This window comes from Bradyrhizobium nivariense, from assembly GCF_029846695.2.
Taxonomy (GTDB): domain Bacteria; phylum Pseudomonadota; class Alphaproteobacteria; order Rhizobiales; family Xanthobacteraceae; genus Bradyrhizobium.
The window spans coordinates 60,405-76,429 of the sequence record NZ_JARWCR020000021.1 but is presented as its reverse complement, the minus strand read 5'-3'; the positions used below and the strand labels follow the sequence as shown (position 1 = coordinate 76,429).

At 64.4% G+C, this 16,025-nt stretch carries 12 protein-coding genes; 9 read left to right on the top strand and 3 right to left on the bottom strand.

Features of this window, described 5'->3' with window-relative positions; genetic code table 11:
• Positions 1 to 85: 85 nt before the first annotated feature.
• The 3 genes from QCM77_RS19215 to QCM77_RS19205 all read left to right on the top strand — a co-directional run bounded on the left by QCM77_RS19215 (position 86) and on the right by QCM77_RS19205 (position 1,350).
• Entirely contained in the window at positions 86 to 388 is a 303-nt protein-coding gene (locus QCM77_RS19215; protein WP_279659196.1) for a DUF1244 domain-containing protein, read from the top strand.
• Positions 389 to 596: 208 nt separating this feature from the next.
• Entirely contained in the window at positions 597 to 869 is a 273-nt protein-coding gene (locus tag QCM77_RS19210) for a DUF2312 domain-containing protein (RefSeq protein ID WP_007596286.1), read from the top strand.
• A 67-nt stretch (positions 870 to 936) separates the two neighbouring features.
• Positions 937 to 1,350 carry a DUF1801 domain-containing protein gene (locus QCM77_RS19205; RefSeq protein WP_279684312.1) on the top strand — a complete coding sequence of 138 codons (414 nt, stop codon included), beginning with the start codon at positions 937 to 939 and terminating at the stop codon, positions 1,348 to 1,350.
• 60 nt (positions 1,351 to 1,410) lie between these two features.
• Here the strand turns inward: QCM77_RS19205 and QCM77_RS19200 are convergent, their stop codons facing one another.
• From QCM77_RS19200 to QCM77_RS19190, 3 genes are all read right to left on the bottom strand, one after another.
• Positions 1,411 to 3,024, bottom strand: coding sequence for a peptidoglycan L,D-endopeptidase MepK (locus tag QCM77_RS19200; RefSeq protein ID WP_279684311.1), 1,614 nt, complete (start codon positions 3,022 to 3,024; stop codon positions 1,411 to 1,413).
• Between the two features lie 283 nt (positions 3,025 to 3,307).
• Positions 3,308 to 5,533 carry a L,D-transpeptidase family protein gene (locus QCM77_RS19195; RefSeq protein WP_279684310.1) on the bottom strand — a complete coding sequence of 742 codons (2,226 nt, stop codon included), beginning with the start codon at positions 5,531 to 5,533 and terminating at the stop codon, positions 3,308 to 3,310.
• A gap of 347 nt (positions 5,534 to 5,880) precedes the next feature.
• Positions 5,881 to 7,377, bottom strand: a complete 1,497-nt coding sequence (locus QCM77_RS19190) for a sigma-54-dependent transcriptional regulator (protein ID WP_279659200.1) — start codon at positions 7,375 to 7,377, stop codon at positions 5,881 to 5,883.
• Positions 7,378 to 7,504: 127 nt separating this feature from the next.
• On the opposite strand from QCM77_RS19190, the gene QCM77_RS19185 reads away from it, so the two are divergent.
• The 6 genes from QCM77_RS19185 (at position 7,505) to QCM77_RS19160 (ending at position 15,953) form a co-directional block, all read left to right on the top strand.
• Complete coding sequence (locus QCM77_RS19185) at positions 7,505 to 9,442, top strand: M3 family oligoendopeptidase (protein ID WP_279659201.1); 1,938 nt, start codon at positions 7,505 to 7,507, stop codon at positions 9,440 to 9,442.
• A gap of 229 nt (positions 9,443 to 9,671) precedes the next feature.
• The gene (locus QCM77_RS19180) at positions 9,672 to 12,638 is read left to right on the top strand and encodes a patatin-like phospholipase domain-containing protein (RefSeq protein WP_279684309.1); all 2,967 of its coding nucleotides are present in this window, start codon (positions 9,672 to 9,674) and stop codon (positions 12,636 to 12,638) included.
• Between the two features lie 126 nt (positions 12,639 to 12,764).
• Positions 12,765 to 12,917: an aa3-type cytochrome c oxidase subunit IV gene (locus QCM77_RS19175; protein WP_279659204.1), complete on the top strand. Its 153-nt coding sequence runs from the start codon at positions 12,765 to 12,767 to the stop codon at positions 12,915 to 12,917.
• Between the two features lie 139 nt (positions 12,918 to 13,056).
• Entirely contained in the window at positions 13,057 to 14,184 is a 1,128-nt protein-coding gene (locus QCM77_RS19170; RefSeq protein WP_279659205.1) for a Re/Si-specific NAD(P)(+) transhydrogenase subunit alpha, read from the top strand.
• A gap of 11 nt (positions 14,185 to 14,195) precedes the next feature.
• On the top strand, positions 14,196 to 14,513 hold the full coding sequence (locus QCM77_RS19165) for a proton-translocating transhydrogenase family protein (RefSeq protein ID WP_018453812.1): 318 nt from the start codon (positions 14,196 to 14,198) through the stop codon (positions 14,511 to 14,513).
• 42 nt (positions 14,514 to 14,555) lie between these two features.
• Positions 14,556 to 15,953, top strand: a complete 1,398-nt coding sequence (locus QCM77_RS19160; RefSeq protein ID WP_279683433.1) for an NAD(P)(+) transhydrogenase (Re/Si-specific) subunit beta — start codon at positions 14,556 to 14,558, stop codon at positions 15,951 to 15,953.
• Positions 15,954 to 16,025 lie beyond the last annotated feature (72 nt).

Sequence of the window (16,025 nt, the reverse complement as noted above, 5' to 3'; positions counted from 1 at the left end):
CAAAATCTGTGACAGGACCCACCTGATCTCGTAAGGGTGACCCCATCCGGGTCAGAGCCAATTTCGCCAGCCGAGGGATCCAGCCATGGCAATCGACGACAAAACCAGAACGGAGCTCGAGGCCGCCGCTTTCCGGCGCCTGGTCGATCATTTGAAGACGCGGACGGACGTCCAGAACATCGACCTGATGAATCTCGCCGGCTTCTGCCGCAACTGTCTGTCCAACTGGCTCAAGGACGCCGCCGACGCCCAAGGCGTCGCCTTGAGCAAGGACGAGAGCCGGGAGGCCGTTTACGGCATGCCCTACGAGACCTGGAAGTCGAAACACCAGGGCACGGCCACGCCCGAGCAGGTCGAGGCCATGAAGAAGGTTCATCCCGGGCACTGAACGGCCGCGCCCGCAATTGCCGTGCGGTGCCCTTGAGTCGCATCACACCACAGCTTTCTTGGGCTCGCTGCAGGAAGGTGTGGGTGCGCTGTGGACGAGCGCGATGCTGCCTTGAACGCGAGAGGTCCGAACCCTAAGGGTCTAACCAGCACGCGCGGTGAGGATGCCGGCGTCACCTCGTTTTGCCAGTTCCATTGGGAGTACCAAGATGGCCACCTCCGCCGCCGTTCGCGACGACGAGCCCGCGACGAAATTTGCCAAGGACCAGCTCAAATCCATCATCGAGCGCATTGAGCGGCTGGAGGAGGAGAAGAAGGCGATTTCCGACGACATCCGCGACGTCTTCGCCGAGGCCAAGGGTAACGGCTACGACGTCAAGGCGCTGCGCACCATCGTGCGGATGCGCAAGCAGGATCCGAACGAGCGCGCCGAGGCCGAGACGATCCTCGAGACCTACATGCAAGCACTGGGAATGATCTGAGGTATCGCGGTCGTCCTGGCTTTCGCCAGGACGACCGCGATGTTGTCGGTCCATCGAGGGAGGCGTCGTGACTGCGCCGCCGCTACCGCGCGAGGTGAGCCGTGTTTTCGACGCTCTTGCGGCGCCGATCGGCAGGCGATTGCTTCAGGTGCGTGCGTTGATCTTCGCGACGGCTGCGGCGCATGAGCAGGTCGGCCGGCTGACTGAAACGCTGAAATGGGGCGAGCCCGCCTATCTGACCGAGGCGACCGGCAGCGGCAGCACCATCCGCCTCGGGCGCGTCAGGGACTCTGAGCACGCCGCCGTCCTGTTCAACTGCAAGACGACGCTAATCGATACGTTCCGTGAGCGCTTTCCCGATCAGTTCGAATATCGGCAGACCAGGGCCGTGCTGTTGCCGACATCCGGCGCGCTGCCGAAGCAGCAGCTCACGGTCTGCTTGTCGCTGGCGTTGACCTATCATCTGGATCGGCGAGCGTGAAAATAGCATCGTCGCCCTGGCTTTCGCCAGGACGACGGCGGAGTCTTGGAGGCCGGTGTCTCAGCGCAACGCGGCGGTGCGCACGACGAAGGACGTCGTCTCGAGCTTTGCGGTCGCGGTGCCCGAGAAACTGTCGCAGGACAGGCCCTGCATCGGATCGTCGGCAAACCCCATGGCGATCACGGCCTGCGGCTTGACGAAGTAGGCGCGCATTGCGGCCATGTCGAGCTCGCCCATCAGCGTGACCGACATCGCACGGCTGGCGCTCGGCGACAGCATCACGATCTTGAGCCAGACGCTTTCGCCCTTGGCCGCGGAGAGCCGGGTTGCGGTCGCGACAATGCCGTCGATGCGCTTGCCGACCACCGTGTTGATCTCGGTTGCGGGCGCAAGATTGCGCGACGCGGAGGCAGGACGGGCGGAGCGCGGGATCGGTGCGGAGGCGGCGACGACGTTGGCGCGGTCGACCGGGGACGCGGACGCCGGCGCATAGGCCAGTGCTTGATAGGCGGCGCTGGAAACGCTTGCGGTTGGTTGCGGATCGGTGGCGGCCGCAAGCGCCTGGCGGGCCTTCAGCGCAGCCACTTGAGCAGGCGTCGCCTGTTGCGGCGTGGCCGGGGCGTCCCAGAAGCCGCGGGCATTGATGATGTCGGCCGGGGTCTCGGGCTTTGCGTCAGCAGATTTGCCGGCCGGCTTGTCAGCCACGGGCTTCGACTTTGGCGGCGCGACGATCTGCGCATCGGCCGAGGCGAGCTGGATCGTCGCCGCGACTGACGGCTTGGCGCGCGGCGTCGGTACCGGATCGGCCGGCTTGGTCGCCGCGGCGACCATGGTCGGCGCGGCGGGCTTCGCGGCCGGGGCGGGCGCGCCCTCGTCATCCTCGTCGCTGCTCGTGGCGGCCGGAGCCGTCTTGCCCTTGAACAGGGCGGCAAAGAAATTCGGCTTGCTGCCGGCGTCCTCGCCGCTGCCGCGCCGCTCGATGTCGGCCTTGGCGAGCTCATAGCCCTTCAGCGGCGCGCCATCGGTCGGGACATGGACGGTGCGTCCGTCCGGGAAGACCCGGGCAAGCTGGTCATGCGTCATGCGCGGCCAGTGCCGGATGCTGCCGGTGTCCAGATGCACGAAGGGCGAGCCGGAGGTCGGATAGAAGCCGACGCCGCCGCGCTGGAGGCGCAGGCCGGCGAAGCGGATCTGCTCCAGCGGCACGTTCGGGATGTAGAAGTCCATCGCGTGCCCCAGCATGTGCTGGCTGAAGCGCGCCACACCCGAGGAGCGGCGGCGGAGCATGGCGTTGGTGGCGGGCGAGCGGTAGGAGGAGATGATCTGGATCGGCTGCTTGCCGTCGACGTCGCGGTAGACTTCCCAGAGAATGTCGAAGAGGTGACGATCCATGACCGTCTCGTCCTGGGTGCGCCAGTCGCGCAGGAAGTGGTTGAGCTGCTTCAGCGCCGCTTCGTCGTAGCGCCCGTCGCGCTTGAAGGTAACGGTGAGGTCTTCGCCGGAATGGGTGTGGTGGAAGGAGAGCGTCTTGGTCTCGTTCAGCGCGGCGGCGTTGTGAACTGAACCTGCGGCAGCAAGCAGCAATACAGCAGCGAGGCCGATCCGGGATCCGGCCTTCACTCCCGCATGGGACAACGACAGCACAGCGAATTGGCGTGCGATACCAGTCAGCACGTTAGAGCCCACCCAGTCGACCAGCGTTCAAAATGGACTCTCCCGCCAACCCCGCTAGCGCGCGAAAGAGGATGAACGCTTTGTTAAAGCGAGAAGGTTAATTTGAGGTTGACCTTCCCGCCCACAAACCCAAGTCAGATTGCCGACCTAAGCGGCCGAGTGTGGCGAAAAAACGCCCGCTGCCCGAGCGCGGGTGGAGAATGGTTAACGTTAAGCGACCCCATCCGGAGAATGAGGTCGCTGTTTCTATTGAAGAATTTCAGAAAGGCCGGTCAAGAAGACCTCAGCGGGTGAACACCCGCTGCTGCGTACGGCGGCCGACCGGAGCCGGCGGCGGGGTCGTCGGAGCCCCGAACAGCCGCTCGAAGAAGTTCGGGCCGGACGAGCCGAAGCCGCCCCCATTGTTGGCCACCGCCACGCCGGGCGGCAGCGTCGTCGACGGACGCGAATAGCTCGGCTGGGAGTGCGCCACAACGTTCTCGAGGTCCTTGCCGCGGCCGTTCTTCAGGATGTTGATCATGGTCGCGTCGCGGCCATAGACGTCCTTGCGGAATTGCAGCTTGCCGCCATCGTCCACGAATGCGGTCTGATAGGTGATGTTGACCGGGATCGGGGTCGGGAATTTCAGGTCGATCTCGCTCTTGCCGTACATGCTGCGCACGCGCTCGGGCGTGTACTTCTCGTTCGGCTGCGCGATGTTGAGCAGGATGGAGGCGTACTGATCCGGGTTCTGCACGCGCATGCAGCCATGGCTGAAGGCGCGCTCGTCCCTGGCGAACAGGTTCTTGTCCGGCGTATCGTGCTGATAGACCAGGAACTTGTTCGGGAAGTTGAAGCGGATGCGGCCGAGCGCGTTGGCTTCACCCGGCGGCTGCGAGATGTGCACCGAGCCATCGCGGTTCTGTTCGAGCTTGAGGCCCATGCGCTGGAGCACGGTCGGGTCCTGCTGCAGCGCCGGCAGGTATTCGTTGTAGACGATCGACGGCGGCACGTTCCAGGTCGGATTGACCGTGATGTACTTCATCGTCTCGGTGAGCAGCGGGGTCGCATGCGTGCCCGGCTTGCCGGTGACGACGCGGGTGGTCCAGACCTGCTGGCCGCGCTGCATCACCTTCAGGGTGTAGTCGGGAATATTGAGGATGACATAGGCATCGCCCAGCGAGGGGACGCCGAGGTCGCGCGGCAGCCAGCGCCAGCGCTCCATGTTCACCAGCACCACGTCGATCTGCTTGTCGCGCTTCGGGGTGTTGATCGCCTTGACCGTCTTGTCGTCGAGGATGCCGGTCGCCTTGATCTCGGCACTGTTCTGGAATTTGCGTACGGCTTCGGCGACCGCCGCGTCATATCGGGTGTCGCTGGCGTTCTCGGTGATGCCGAGCTTGGTGCGCAGCTGCGGCACGCGCGGATCTTCAACGACGATTTCGGCCTGCTTCTTGCCGGCCGGGGTGTATTTCAGCGCCGGACCGTCTGCGATCTCGATCACCGGGCCGTTGCCCTGGCCGCGGAGTTCCGCGAGCTTCGCCTTCAGCTCCTTGTAGAGCTTCTGCGGCGGATTGTAGCTGTCGAGCGCCGCGGAGGCGTCCGCCGCGGTCGTGACCTTGGCGAGCACCTCGCTCGGATCGACCGGATGCTCGGGATAGAGGATGTCGCCACTGACCTGCGACCAGTGCATGCGGCCGCTCTGGGCCTGGCGCGCATAGTCGAACACGCTGGCGGTGAGCTTGAGCTCGGCATCGGCGAATGCATCGGGTGTCGTGGCGGCGGCGAAGTCCGGCAGCGGGTAATCGGCGGGATTGAGACCATCGGACGCCGCATCCTTCAGCCGTGCGATCACGCCCTTGGCCGCAGCGGTCAGGCTGCCGCCCTGGGTCCAGACCGGCGCGAAGTCGCGTGCACCGTAAAACTTCTCGATCGCCGCGCGCTCGTTCTTGCGGTCGAGATAGCGCGAGGTCTTGGTGCCGATGATATCCTTGAGCTTGTCGGCGACCGGCTGGTCGGCGGCGGGAACGTTGCTCGCGGCCTTCACCGGCTCTGAGGCCGGCTGCTCCTTGGCGACGTCCTTCGGCGGCTCAGCCGCGGGCGCTGCGGCGGGGGCAGTTGCGGTGTCAGCCTTGGACGGCTCGGACTTGGCAGGCTCGGACTTGGCAGGCTCCGTCTTGGCGGTCTCGCTCTTCGGCGCCGCAGTGGCGACGTCGGAAGGCTTGGTCTCGACCTTGTCGGGAGCCGGCGCTGCTTCGGCCTTCGCTGGCTCCTCTGCAGCTTGCTTTGGAGCTTCCTTGGCGGGTTCCTGAATCGTGGCGGTGGTATCCAGCTTGATGTCGGATGCGGTCGGGGGCGGGACGTTTGCGGGCTCCGGGCGCGGGATCGCGGCTTCGATCGCAAGCTCGGCAGCGCTGCTGCGCGCCTGATCCTGCGCCAAGGCCGAGCTGGCCGATACCGTGAGGAAGGTCGCCGCGACCGTCATCAAGACACGGTCAAAGCCCGCACGGTAGTTCAAACAGTCACGCATTGTGTCGCACCCCTCGGGTGAACTGTCCCCCGTGGAACAGCTTCGTTATCGCCTATTGAGCTTCGGCTAAACCGCGCCGGCCTCTCGAAAGTCGCACGCCTGCACGCAACGATTCCTACGCAGACGATATACAGGCCCCGATTTCGCGGCCAGCGCTACCCGGGACAACTCACGACAAACTGACTTCAAGGAAGCCTCTTGGCAACGGATTGTGCGCTTCTGCCACGCGCTTTTCCCTGTGTCTGTCACTTCCAAGTCACGGTCCACATCGCAGTCGAATTCTGTCGTCATGCGAACGGCTTACAGTGGTCTCGCACCGCCCGCACGAACCTCCGTTCGCATGAGGCTCAGTGCGTCTCCTCACCGCTTTTGCCGCCATGGCCGGGAACCCCGGCTTCGTCGAGTTTGCGGTAGAGGGTGGACCGGCCGATTTTGAGGCGGCGGGCGACCTCGGACATCTGCCCGCGGTAATGCGAGATCGCGAAACGGATGATCTCGTTCTCAATGTCCTCCAGCGGTCGGACGTCGCCGGTCGCGGTCAGCATGGAGAGGGCACCCGCCAAGGGCAGCGGCGCGATCGGTATTTCGTTACCCGATACGACGGAGGGGACCGCGATCGGCTCCAGCATCAGCGGCGCGGTCGGAATGTCTGTTCCCGGATGCGGCTGCGAGGCGATCAGGGGGAAGTCGTCAAGGCCAAGCTGGTCGCCGTCGCTCATCACCACGGCGCGGTAGACCGCGTTTTCGAGCTGGCGGATGTTGCCGGGCCAATCGAGCTGGGCGAGGTGCGCGACGGCGTCGCCACTGATGCCGGTGATGGGGCGGTTCTCCTCGGCGGCAAAGCGCGCCAGGAAATGCCTGAGCAGATGCGGGATGTCCTCGCGCCGGGCGCGCAGCGAGGGGATCGTCAGCGGCAGCACGTGCAGGCGATAGAACAAATCTTCCCGGAAGTGGCCCTGCTTCACCCGCTCAAGCAGCCTGCGGTTGGTCGCCGAGATGATGCGGACGTCGACCTTCACGGGTTTGCGGCCGCCGACCGCCTCGACCGCGCCTTCCTGGAGCGCGCGGAGCAGCTTGACCTGCGCGGTCAGCGGCAGCTCGCTGACCTCGTCCAGAAACAGCGTGCCGCCATGAGCTTCGACGAACTTGCCGGTGTGGCGTTCGGTGGCGCCGGTGAAGGCACCCTTCTCGTGACCGAACAGGATGGACTCGACGAGGTTGTCGGGGATCGCGCCGCAATTGACCGCGACGAACGGTTTTGCCTTGCGCTCGCCGCTGCCATGGATGGCGCGCGCGAACATCTCCTTGCCGACACCGGATTCGCCCTCGATCAGCACGGGGATCGAGGAGTTTGTTGCTTTCTGCGCTGCGCGCATCACGGCCGCCATCGCCTCGGCGCGGGTGATGATGTCGGAGAAGGTCAGCCGGCCCTCACGGCTGTGACGGATGCGCTGCAATTCGCCCTTGAGCGCGGACGAATTGAGCGCGTTGCGAAGAGAGACCTGGAGCCGCTCGAGGCCGACCGGCTTGACCACGAAATCGGCCGCGCCCGCGCGCATCGCCGAGATCACATTGTCAATGCCGCCATGGGCGGTCTGCACGATGACGGGGATGCTGAGGCCCGCTTCGCGGATTTTCGCCAGCACGCCCATGCCGTCGAGGCCGGGCATCACGAGATCGAGGATGACGCCGTCGATGGCCGGCGCGTCAGGGGCGGTGAGGGCGGCGATCGCGGCGTCGCCGGAGTCCACCACGATCGTCTCATAGCCGCATTTCTGCACCATGTTCTCGACCAGCCGGCGGGCTACAGCGTCATCGTCGGCGATCAAAATACTGGCAGCCATGGTGTTCCCCGCACGCTACTACTATCTGTCTCGAATCGGGGCACTCTGGCCGAAGCCGATTAACGCACTCTTAAACCTTGATGCCCCCGCCCGTCGCCGCGATTGTTGAACACAGGTTTCCCACACAATGAATTCGCGCTCCAAGTCTGCTCTTAAAAAGTCTGCTCTCAAAAAGAAGTCTGCACCTAAAAAGTCTGCTTCCAGCTCACCCGCTCTCCGCAAGCCGAGCACCAAGAAATCCGCCAAGGCAAAGTCCTCCAAGACTTCACTCGCAAAGCCTGCGAGCAAGACCGGCAAGCTTCCGGAGTGGAACCTCGCCGACCTCTATTCCGGGATCGATGCGCCGGAAGTGGCGCGCGACCTCGAGAAGATGGATGCCGATTGCGTCGCGTTCGAGACCGACTACAAGGGCAAGCTCGCAACAGGGACAGCAAAGGAAGATGGCGGAAAATGGCTCACTGAAGCCGTGCGACGCTATGAGGCGATCGACGACCTCGCCGGCCGGCTCGGCTCGTACGCCGGCCTCGTTCATGCCGGCGACAGCGTGGACCCTGCGATTTCAAAGTTTTACGGCGACGTTTCCGAGCGGCTGACGGCTGCATCGACGCATCTGCTGTTCTTCGCGCTCGAGCTCAACCGTGTCGATGACGAAATCTTGAACCGCGCGATGCAGGCCGCCGAACTCGCGCACTATCGTCCCTGGATCGAAGATCTGCGCAAGGAGAAGCCGTACCAGCTCGACGACAAGCTCGAGCAGCTCTTCCTGGAGAAAGCGCAGACCGGCTATTCCGCCTTCAACCGGCTGTTCGACCAGACCATCTCGGGCCTGCGCTTCAAGGTCGGGCCCAAGGAGCTCGCGATCGAGCCGACGCTCAATCTGTTGCAGGACCGCGACGGCGCCAAGCGCAAGGCCGCGGCAGAGGCGCTCGCAAAGACCTTCAAGGCCAATGAGCGCACCTTTGCGCTGATCACCAACACGCTGGCCAAGGACAAGGACATCTCCGACAGCTGGCGCGGCTTCAAGGACGTCGCGGATTCCCGCCATCTGAACAACCGCGTCGAGCGCGAGGTGGTGGATGCGCTGGTTGCTTCCGTGCGCGCGGCCTATCCAAAATTGTCGCATCGTTATTACGCGCTGAAGGCACGCTGGTTCGGCAGGAAGCGCCTGGCCTATTGGGACCGCAACGCGCCGCTACCTTTTGCGGCGACCGACGTCATCGGCTGGCCTGACGCGCGGAACATGGTGCTGACAGCCTATCGCGGCTTCTCGCCCCATATGGCCGATATCGCCGAGCGCTTCTTCGCCGACCGCTGGATCGATGCGCCGGTACGCCCGGGCAAAGCGCCGGGCGCGTTCTCGCATCCGACCACACCGTCGGCGCACCCCTACGTGCTGATGAACTACCAGGGCAAGCCGCGCGACGTGATGACGCTCGCCCACGAGCTCGGCCATGGCGTGCACCAGGTGCTGGCCGCCAAGAACGGCGCGTTGATGGCGCCGACGCCGCTGACGTTGGCGGAGACCGCGAGCGTGTTCGGCGAGATGCTGACCTTCCGGCGGCTGCTCGCGCAGACCAGGAGCGCGAAGCAGCGCCAGGCGCTGCTCGCCGGCAAGGTCGAGGACATGATCAACACCGTGGTGCGGCAGATCGCGTTCTATTCCTTCGAGCGCGCGGTCCACACCGAACGCAAGAACGGCGAGCTCACCGCGGCGCGGCTCGGCGAGATCTGGATGTCGGTGCAGGGCGAGAGCCTGGGGCCGGCAATCGAGATCAAGGCGGGCTACGAGAATTACTGGATGTACATCCCGCACTTCATCCATTCGCCGTTCTACGTCTACGCCTATGCGTTCGGCGATTGTCTCGTGAACTCGCTCTACGCCGTCTACGAGAACGCGGCCGAGGGCTTTGCCGAGCGGTATCTCGACATGCTCGCCGCCGGCGGCACCAAGCATTATTCCGAGCTGCTGCGGCCGTTCGGGCTCGATGCCAAGGATCCAAAGTTCTGGGACGGCGGGCTTAGCGTCATCGCGGGGATGATCGACGAGCTGGAAGCGATGGGCTGAGCCGACGCTGCGAGTTCCCTGAAGCGCGCCTCGACACATTTTCGCGAAATGCGGCGCCGGCGCAAGTTCCAGCCGTCGCGGCGCCTTGCGACCTTCGCACGGGTCACGCGCGTCTACGATGCAGGATTGAACGTTCGCATCCCCCGCGCGACTAAATTTCATAAGGCTATTTTTTTGTTCATTTTACAACCATTGATTGCCGGTGCTCCACCACCCAGGGGAGGCACGCATGCTCGATCAGTTACAGCCCACCCATCCTGTTGAAGCCCGGACTCCTCGATCCGCCGATGAAATGCCCTGGTGCGAGAAGCATCATCAGATCGTCCGCGACGAAATCGAGGCGATCAACACCCGCCGCGAGGAGACGCGTCAGCTCCGCACCGATGGTCTGCAATCCTGCCAGATGCTCGAGGTCACCGGGCTCGCATTGTCCGGCGGCGGCATTCGCTCCTCGGCGCTCTGCCTCGGCGTTCTTCAGGCCTTGAACCACCACGATTTGTTCCGGCGGATCGACTATCTCTCGACCGTCTCGGGCGGCGGCTATATCGGCAGCTCGCTCAGTGCGACCATGACGGTCGCGGGGCGTTTCGTCTTCGGGGAGAGGCCGTCGGGTGGCACCGCGACCGCGAACGAGATCAGCGATACGCCCTCCGTCGGGCACATCAGGAACTACTCCAACTATCTGATCCCCGCCGGCGTGCGCGATCTCCTCACCGGAATTGCCATCGTGGTGCGCGGGCTGATCGCCAATATCGGGATCACCCTTCCGGTCGTCCTGATGCTGGCGGCCGTCACCATCTGGTCGACGCCGACCCGGACATGCCTGACGGTTGCGAATCTGTTCGGCATGAGCTTCGTCGATTCGAAGGCGTGTGAACTGCACGACTTCACCTTCGTGAATCAGTACGGATTCGCGGCGGTCGGCGCCATCACTGCCTTGATCCTGCTCGCTTGCGGCGTGCTGGCTTACATCGGCTCGCGATCCGAAAGGGGCAGCGGCCCCGCCATCGTGTGCATCTACGCGGCCGGCATCGTCGTCGTGATCGGCATCGCCTGCGATTTCGCGCGCCTGCTCCAGGTGAAGAACTTCGCGCTCACCCTGGCGACGGCGATCATCGGCGTCGTTCTGTTCTTCCTGTGGGCGATTGTCCGGTCCTTTGCCGGCCCGGACAAGCGCCAGGAATTCCGCTCGCACGTCCCGACCGCGGGCGCGACCTTCCTGGTTCTGCTGTCAGCCATCGCGTTCTTCGAATTTCAGCCGTTCATGTTGGGGCAGATGTTCGACGTTGCCGACAGCAGCGTGATCGGCGGGCCGGTCGGCGGCGTCGCGGTGGCGTGGATCCAGTCGATTGCCGCGGTCGCGGCGCCTGTCGCGGTCTTCGTCACCGCGTTCCGGCAGCAGTTCCTCGAGTTGTTGAAGGGCAACAGCGTCTCCTCGCAGTGGGGATCGATGCTCCTTGCGGTCGTTGCCAAGGCCGCGCTCTGGATCGCAGGCCTCGCTTTGCCGCTGATCATCTGGGTTGCCTACCTCTATTTGTCGTATTGGGGCATCTCCAACGATCTGTTCAGGACGTGCTCGGCCGCAACCGAGCAGTGGGACTGTATTGCAAAGGCAAAATTGAACGCATCGCTCCCGGGCGGTCTCGCAGGCAAGATCCAGCTGGACCGGAACGCCGCCGTCGAAACAGCCGGGCCGAAGCCTGCGCCGTTCACCGAGCCGCGCGTCGAGATGGACTCGGATCGGCTGGCGACCTGGCACGCGCCGGCGTGGCTCCAATCGGCAGCTCAGTGGGTCGCACGCAAGGTGCAGCCGCACTTTCCGCAACTGTTTCAGGGGTCCGGGTCCGACGCGGGCTACTCCTTCAGCCTGCCGGTGATCGTCCTGTACGCGCTGACGGGCATCTTGCTGTTCCTGGTCTCCTGGCTTTTGACGCCGAATGCCAACTCGCTTCACAGGCTGTACCGCGACAGGTTGAGCAAGGCCTTCCTCTTCGATCCGACCCGGCCGGCCGAGAGCGACATCGCGCGCGCCGAGGCCAGCCTCGACCAGGGCCGCGATTTCAGGCCGCTCGATCGCATGAAGTTGAGCGACCTCTTTGGTGCCGCGAACCCGGACGATGCCGCTGACAGTCAACATGTCGGGGCCCGGTTGCGGGCGCCTTATCACCTCATCAACACGGCCCTGAACATCCAAGGGTCGGATTTTGCCAACCGGCGCGGCCGCAACGCCGACTTCTTCGTGTTTTCACCGCGCAATGTCGGGAGTGAGGCGACCGGATACGCGGCGACATTGGCGGTCGAGAGGGCCGAGCAAAGTCTCGACCTTGCGACCGCCATGGCGATCTCCGGAGCCGCGGCATCGTCGAACATGGGCTCGAACTCGATCAAGGCGTTGACGCCGACGCTCGCCCTCCTCAACGTTCGGCTGGGCTATTGGCTGCGAAATCCGCGCTACGTGAACGCGCGCTCGTTCCGCCGCTTCTCGCCGCTCTATTTCTGGTCCGAAATCTCCGGACGTCTCTATGAGAACAGCGACGGTGTCTATCTCACCGACGGCGGCCATATCGAAAATCTCGGCGTCTACGAGCTGCTGCGCCGGCGTTGCAGGGTCATCATCGCGGTGGATGCCGAAGCGGACACGCCGATGAACTTCGCCTCGCTGATGACGCTGCAACGCTATGCCCGCATCGATCTCGGCGTACGGATCGACCTGCCCTGGGCGCCCATCCGCGAACGCACGCGTGCGTTGATGGCGTGCAATGCGCAGCCGCCGACGTCCCGATGCCGGCGCGATGACGAGCCGATGGATCACGTCCATGTCGCCATCGGCACCATCGACTATGGGGCCGGCGACACTGGTTATCTCGTCTACCTCAAGTCGTCCCTGACCGGTGACGAGAACGACTACATCCGCGACTATGGGCGGCGGCATGCCACGTTCCCGCACGAAACCACGGGTGACCAGTTCTTCTCCGAGGAACAGTTCGAGGTCTACCGGGCGCTGGGCTTCCACATGGCCCACGGTTTCCTGTCCGGTGACAATCCGGTGGTGGTCGGATGCGGCGTCAATCCGCGCACGGCCAGGTTCACAGAAGCGGGCGAGCCGGCCATCGACGCGGTCCGCGAGGCGCTCGACCTTCCGGCGCCCCAGCGGCGGACCGCGAGCGTCACCTCCACGATGATCGATCAGGGCTAGCCGGATCCCGGCAATCGGAATTCCAAATGAGCTGATTTGCGGGAAAACCGCGCCTCCGTGCCGTTGCCCTGCCCGAAAGTTTGCGGTATCCCAGCGATGAAATTCGACTTCGACTGGGGACAATTGATGGCTGATCATAGCGAAGTGGCGTACAGCACCGCCGACGGCAACGACTACGTTGCCCACGAGCACACCTATGAAGGCTTCATCAAGCTGGTGAAGTACGGCACGGTCTCGGTCGCTCTCATCGTGATCCTGATGGCGATCTTCCTGACCTGACTATCGCCGGTTGCATCCGCCAGCGCCGGCGGCTGCTCATAGAATTTGCATACAAGCCGGTTCCAAAACCGGTATCCAACGTTACGGGAGTAACGCTAAGTTCGCGTGCGCGCTTTTTTCCCGCGTCGCCGGAGGGCCTATGAAGATCGCCGTTGCCAAGGAAATCGATCCGTCGGAGCCGCGCGTTGCCGCTTCGCCTGATACGGTGAAGAAGTTCAAGGCGTTGGGCGCCGAGATCGCCGTCGAGCCGGGCGCCGGCCTCAAGTCGGGCCTGCCGGATTCCGAATTCACCGCCGTGGGCGCCACCGTCAGCGCCGATGCGCTGAAGGACGCCGATATCATCATCAAGGTGAAGCGCCCTGAAGCCTCCGAGCTGGCGCAGTACAAGCGCGGCGCGCTCGTCATCGCCATCATGGACCCCTACGGCAACGAGGCCGCGCTGAAGACGATGGCCGATGCCGGCGTCTCCGCCTTCGCGATGGAATTGATGCCGCGCATCACGCGCGCGCAGGTGATGGACGTGCTGTCGTCGCAGGCCAACCTCGCCGGCTACCGTGCCGTGATCGAGGGCGCCGAAGCCTTCGGCCGCGCCTTCCCGATGATGATGACCGCGGCGGGCACCATTCCGGCCGCAAAGGTGTTCGTGATGGGCGTCGGCGTGGCCGGCCTGCAGGCGATCGCGACCGCGCGCCGGCTCGGCGCCGTCGTCACCGCGACCGACGTGCGGCCCGCGACGAAAGAGCAGGTGGAATCGCTCGGCGCAAAGTTCCTCGCCGTCGAAGACGAGGAATTCAAGAACGCGCAGACCGCCGGCGGCTACGCCAAGGAAATGTCGAAAGAGTACCAGGCCAAGCAGGCCGCGCTCACCGCCGAGCACATCAAGAAGCAGGACATCGTGATCACGACCGCGCTGATCCCGGGGCGGCCGGCGCCGAAGCTGGTCTCTGCCGAGATGGTCAAGTCGATGAAGCCGGGTTCGGTGCTGGTCGATCTCGCCGTCGAGCGCGGCGGCAATGTCGAGGGGGCAAGGCCGGGCGAGGTCGCCGATCTCGATGGCATCAAGATCGTCGGCTACACCAATGTCGCCGGCCGCGTCGCGGCGTCGGCCTCCAGCCTCTACGCGCGCAATTTGTTCAATTTCATCGAGACCATGGTCGACAAGGGTAGCAAATCCCTCGCGGTGAACTGGGAGGACGAGCTGGTCAAGGCCACCGCGCTGACCAAGGACGGCGCCGTCATCCATCCGAACTTCCAGCCGAAGGTTTAAGGAGAGCCGTCATGGAGCATGTTGCACAAGTCGTCGATCCCTTCGTCTTCCGGCTGTCGATCTTCGTTCTCGCCGTCTTCGTCGGTTATTTCGTGGTGTGGTCGGTGACGCCGGCGCTGCATACGCCGCTGATGAGCGTGACCAACGCGATCTCCTCGGTGATCGTGGTCGGCGCGCTGCTCGCGGTCGGCGTCGGCATGATCTCGAGCGGCTCGGGCTGGGCGCGCGGCTTCGGCTTCATCGCGCTCATTTTCGCCTGCGTGAATATCTTCGGCGGCTTCCTTGTCACCCAGCGCATGCTGGCGATGTACAAGAAGAAGGTGAAGTGAGCGGCGTGCACCTCGGGGTGACGAAGACAAAGGGGACCTGAGATGAACGCCAATCTGGCTGCAGTTCTGTATCTCGTGGCGGGTGTGCTGTTCATCCTGTCACTGCGCGGGCTGTCCAGCCCCGCCTCATCCCGGCAGGGCAATTTCTTCGGCATGATCGGTATGGCGATCGCGGTCGCCACCACGCTGGCCAGCCATCCGCCGGCGGACGGCCTTGCCTGGATCCTCGTGATCCTTGGCATAGCGATCGGCGGCAGCGTCGGCGCGGTGATTGCGCGCAGGGTGCCGATGACCTCGATGCCGGAGCTGGTTGCGGCCTTCCACTCGCTGGTCGGCATGGCCGCGGTGCTGGTCGCCGCCGGTGCGTTCTACGCACCTGAGGCCTTCGACATCGGCTCCCCCGGCAACATCCATCCGCAGAGCCTGGTCGAGATGTCGCTCGGCGTCGCCATCGGCGCGCTGACCTTCACGGGCTCCGTGATCGCGTTCCTGAAGCTGTCCGCGCGGATGAGCGGCGCGCCGATCATCCTGCCGTTCCGCCATATCATCAACATCGCGCTCGCGATCGCGCTCGTCGTCTTCATCGTCGGGCTGGTGATGTCGGGCAGCGCGCTCGACTTCTGGCTGATCGTCATCATCGCGCTGGCGCTCGGCGTGCTCATGATCATCCCGATCGGCGGCGCCGACATGCCGGTCGTGATTTCGATGCTGAACTCCTACTCCGGCTGGGCCGCGGCCGGCATCGGCTTCACCCTCGGCAATTCCGCGCTGATCATCACCGGCGCGCTGGTGGGATCAAGCGGCGCGATCCTGTCCTACATCATGTGCCACGCGATGAACCGGTCCTTCATCTCGGTCATCCTCGGCGGCTTCGGCGGCGAGACCGCCGCTGCGGGCGGTGGCGGCGGCGAGCAGAAGCCGGCCAAGCTCGGCTCGGCGGACGATGCCGCCTTCATCATGAAGAACGCCTCCAAGGTCATCATCGTGCCAGGCTACGGCATGGCGGTGGCGCAGGCCCAGCACGCGCTGCGTGAAATGGGCGACATCCTGAAGAAGGAAGGCGTCGAGGTGAAGTACGCCATTCACCCGGTCGCCGGCCGCATGCCCGGCCACATGAACGTGCTGCTGGCCGAGGCCAACGTGCCCTATGACGAGGTGTTCGAGCTCGAGGACATCAACTCCGAGTTCGCGCAGGCCGACATCGCCTTCGTGATCGGTGCCAACGACGTCACCAACCCGGCGGCCGAAGAGGACAAGACCTCGCCGATCTACGGCATGCCGGTGCTCCAGGTCTGGAAGGCCGGCACCGTGATGTTCATCAAGCGCTCGCTCGCTTCGGGCTATGCCGGCATCGACAATCCGCTGTTCTACCGCGACAACACCATGATGCTGCTCGGCGACGCCAAGAAGGTCACTGAAAGCATCGTCAAGGCGATGTAGCGCGGAAGGGAGCGGACCGTGGCTCTGAACAGGGAGCGGCAACGGTCCGATCGCATGCCACTGAAGGCGACG

What these genes read in the sequence shown, in the direction of transcription:
- QCM77_RS19195 (WP_279684310.1), bottom strand. Translation starts at nt 5,533, where the DNA reads ATGCGTGACTGTTTGAACTACCGTGCGGGCTTTGACCGTGTCTTGATG.
- QCM77_RS19185 (WP_279659201.1), top strand. Translation starts at nt 7,505, where the DNA reads ATGAATTCGCGCTCCAAGTCTGCTCTTAAAAAGTCTGCTCTCAAAAAG.
- QCM77_RS19180 (WP_279684309.1), top strand. Translation starts at nt 9,672, where the DNA reads ATGCTCGATCAGTTACAGCCCACCCATCCTGTTGAAGCCCGGACTCCT.
- QCM77_RS19165 (WP_018453812.1), top strand. Translation starts at nt 14,196, where the DNA reads ATGGAGCATGTTGCACAAGTCGTCGATCCCTTCGTCTTCCGGCTGTCG.
- QCM77_RS19175 (WP_279659204.1), top strand. Translation starts at nt 12,765, where the DNA reads ATGGCTGATCATAGCGAAGTGGCGTACAGCACCGCCGACGGCAACGAC.
- QCM77_RS19190 (WP_279659200.1), bottom strand. Translation starts at nt 7,377, where the DNA reads ATGGCTGCCAGTATTTTGATCGCCGACGATGACGCTGTAGCCCGCCGG.
- QCM77_RS19210 (WP_007596286.1), top strand. Translation starts at nt 597, where the DNA reads ATGGCCACCTCCGCCGCCGTTCGCGACGACGAGCCCGCGACGAAATTT.
- QCM77_RS19215 (WP_279659196.1), top strand. Translation starts at nt 86, where the DNA reads ATGGCAATCGACGACAAAACCAGAACGGAGCTCGAGGCCGCCGCTTTC.
- QCM77_RS19160 (WP_279683433.1), top strand. Translation starts at nt 14,556, where the DNA reads ATGAACGCCAATCTGGCTGCAGTTCTGTATCTCGTGGCGGGTGTGCTG.
- QCM77_RS19170 (WP_279659205.1), top strand. Translation starts at nt 13,057, where the DNA reads ATGAAGATCGCCGTTGCCAAGGAAATCGATCCGTCGGAGCCGCGCGTT.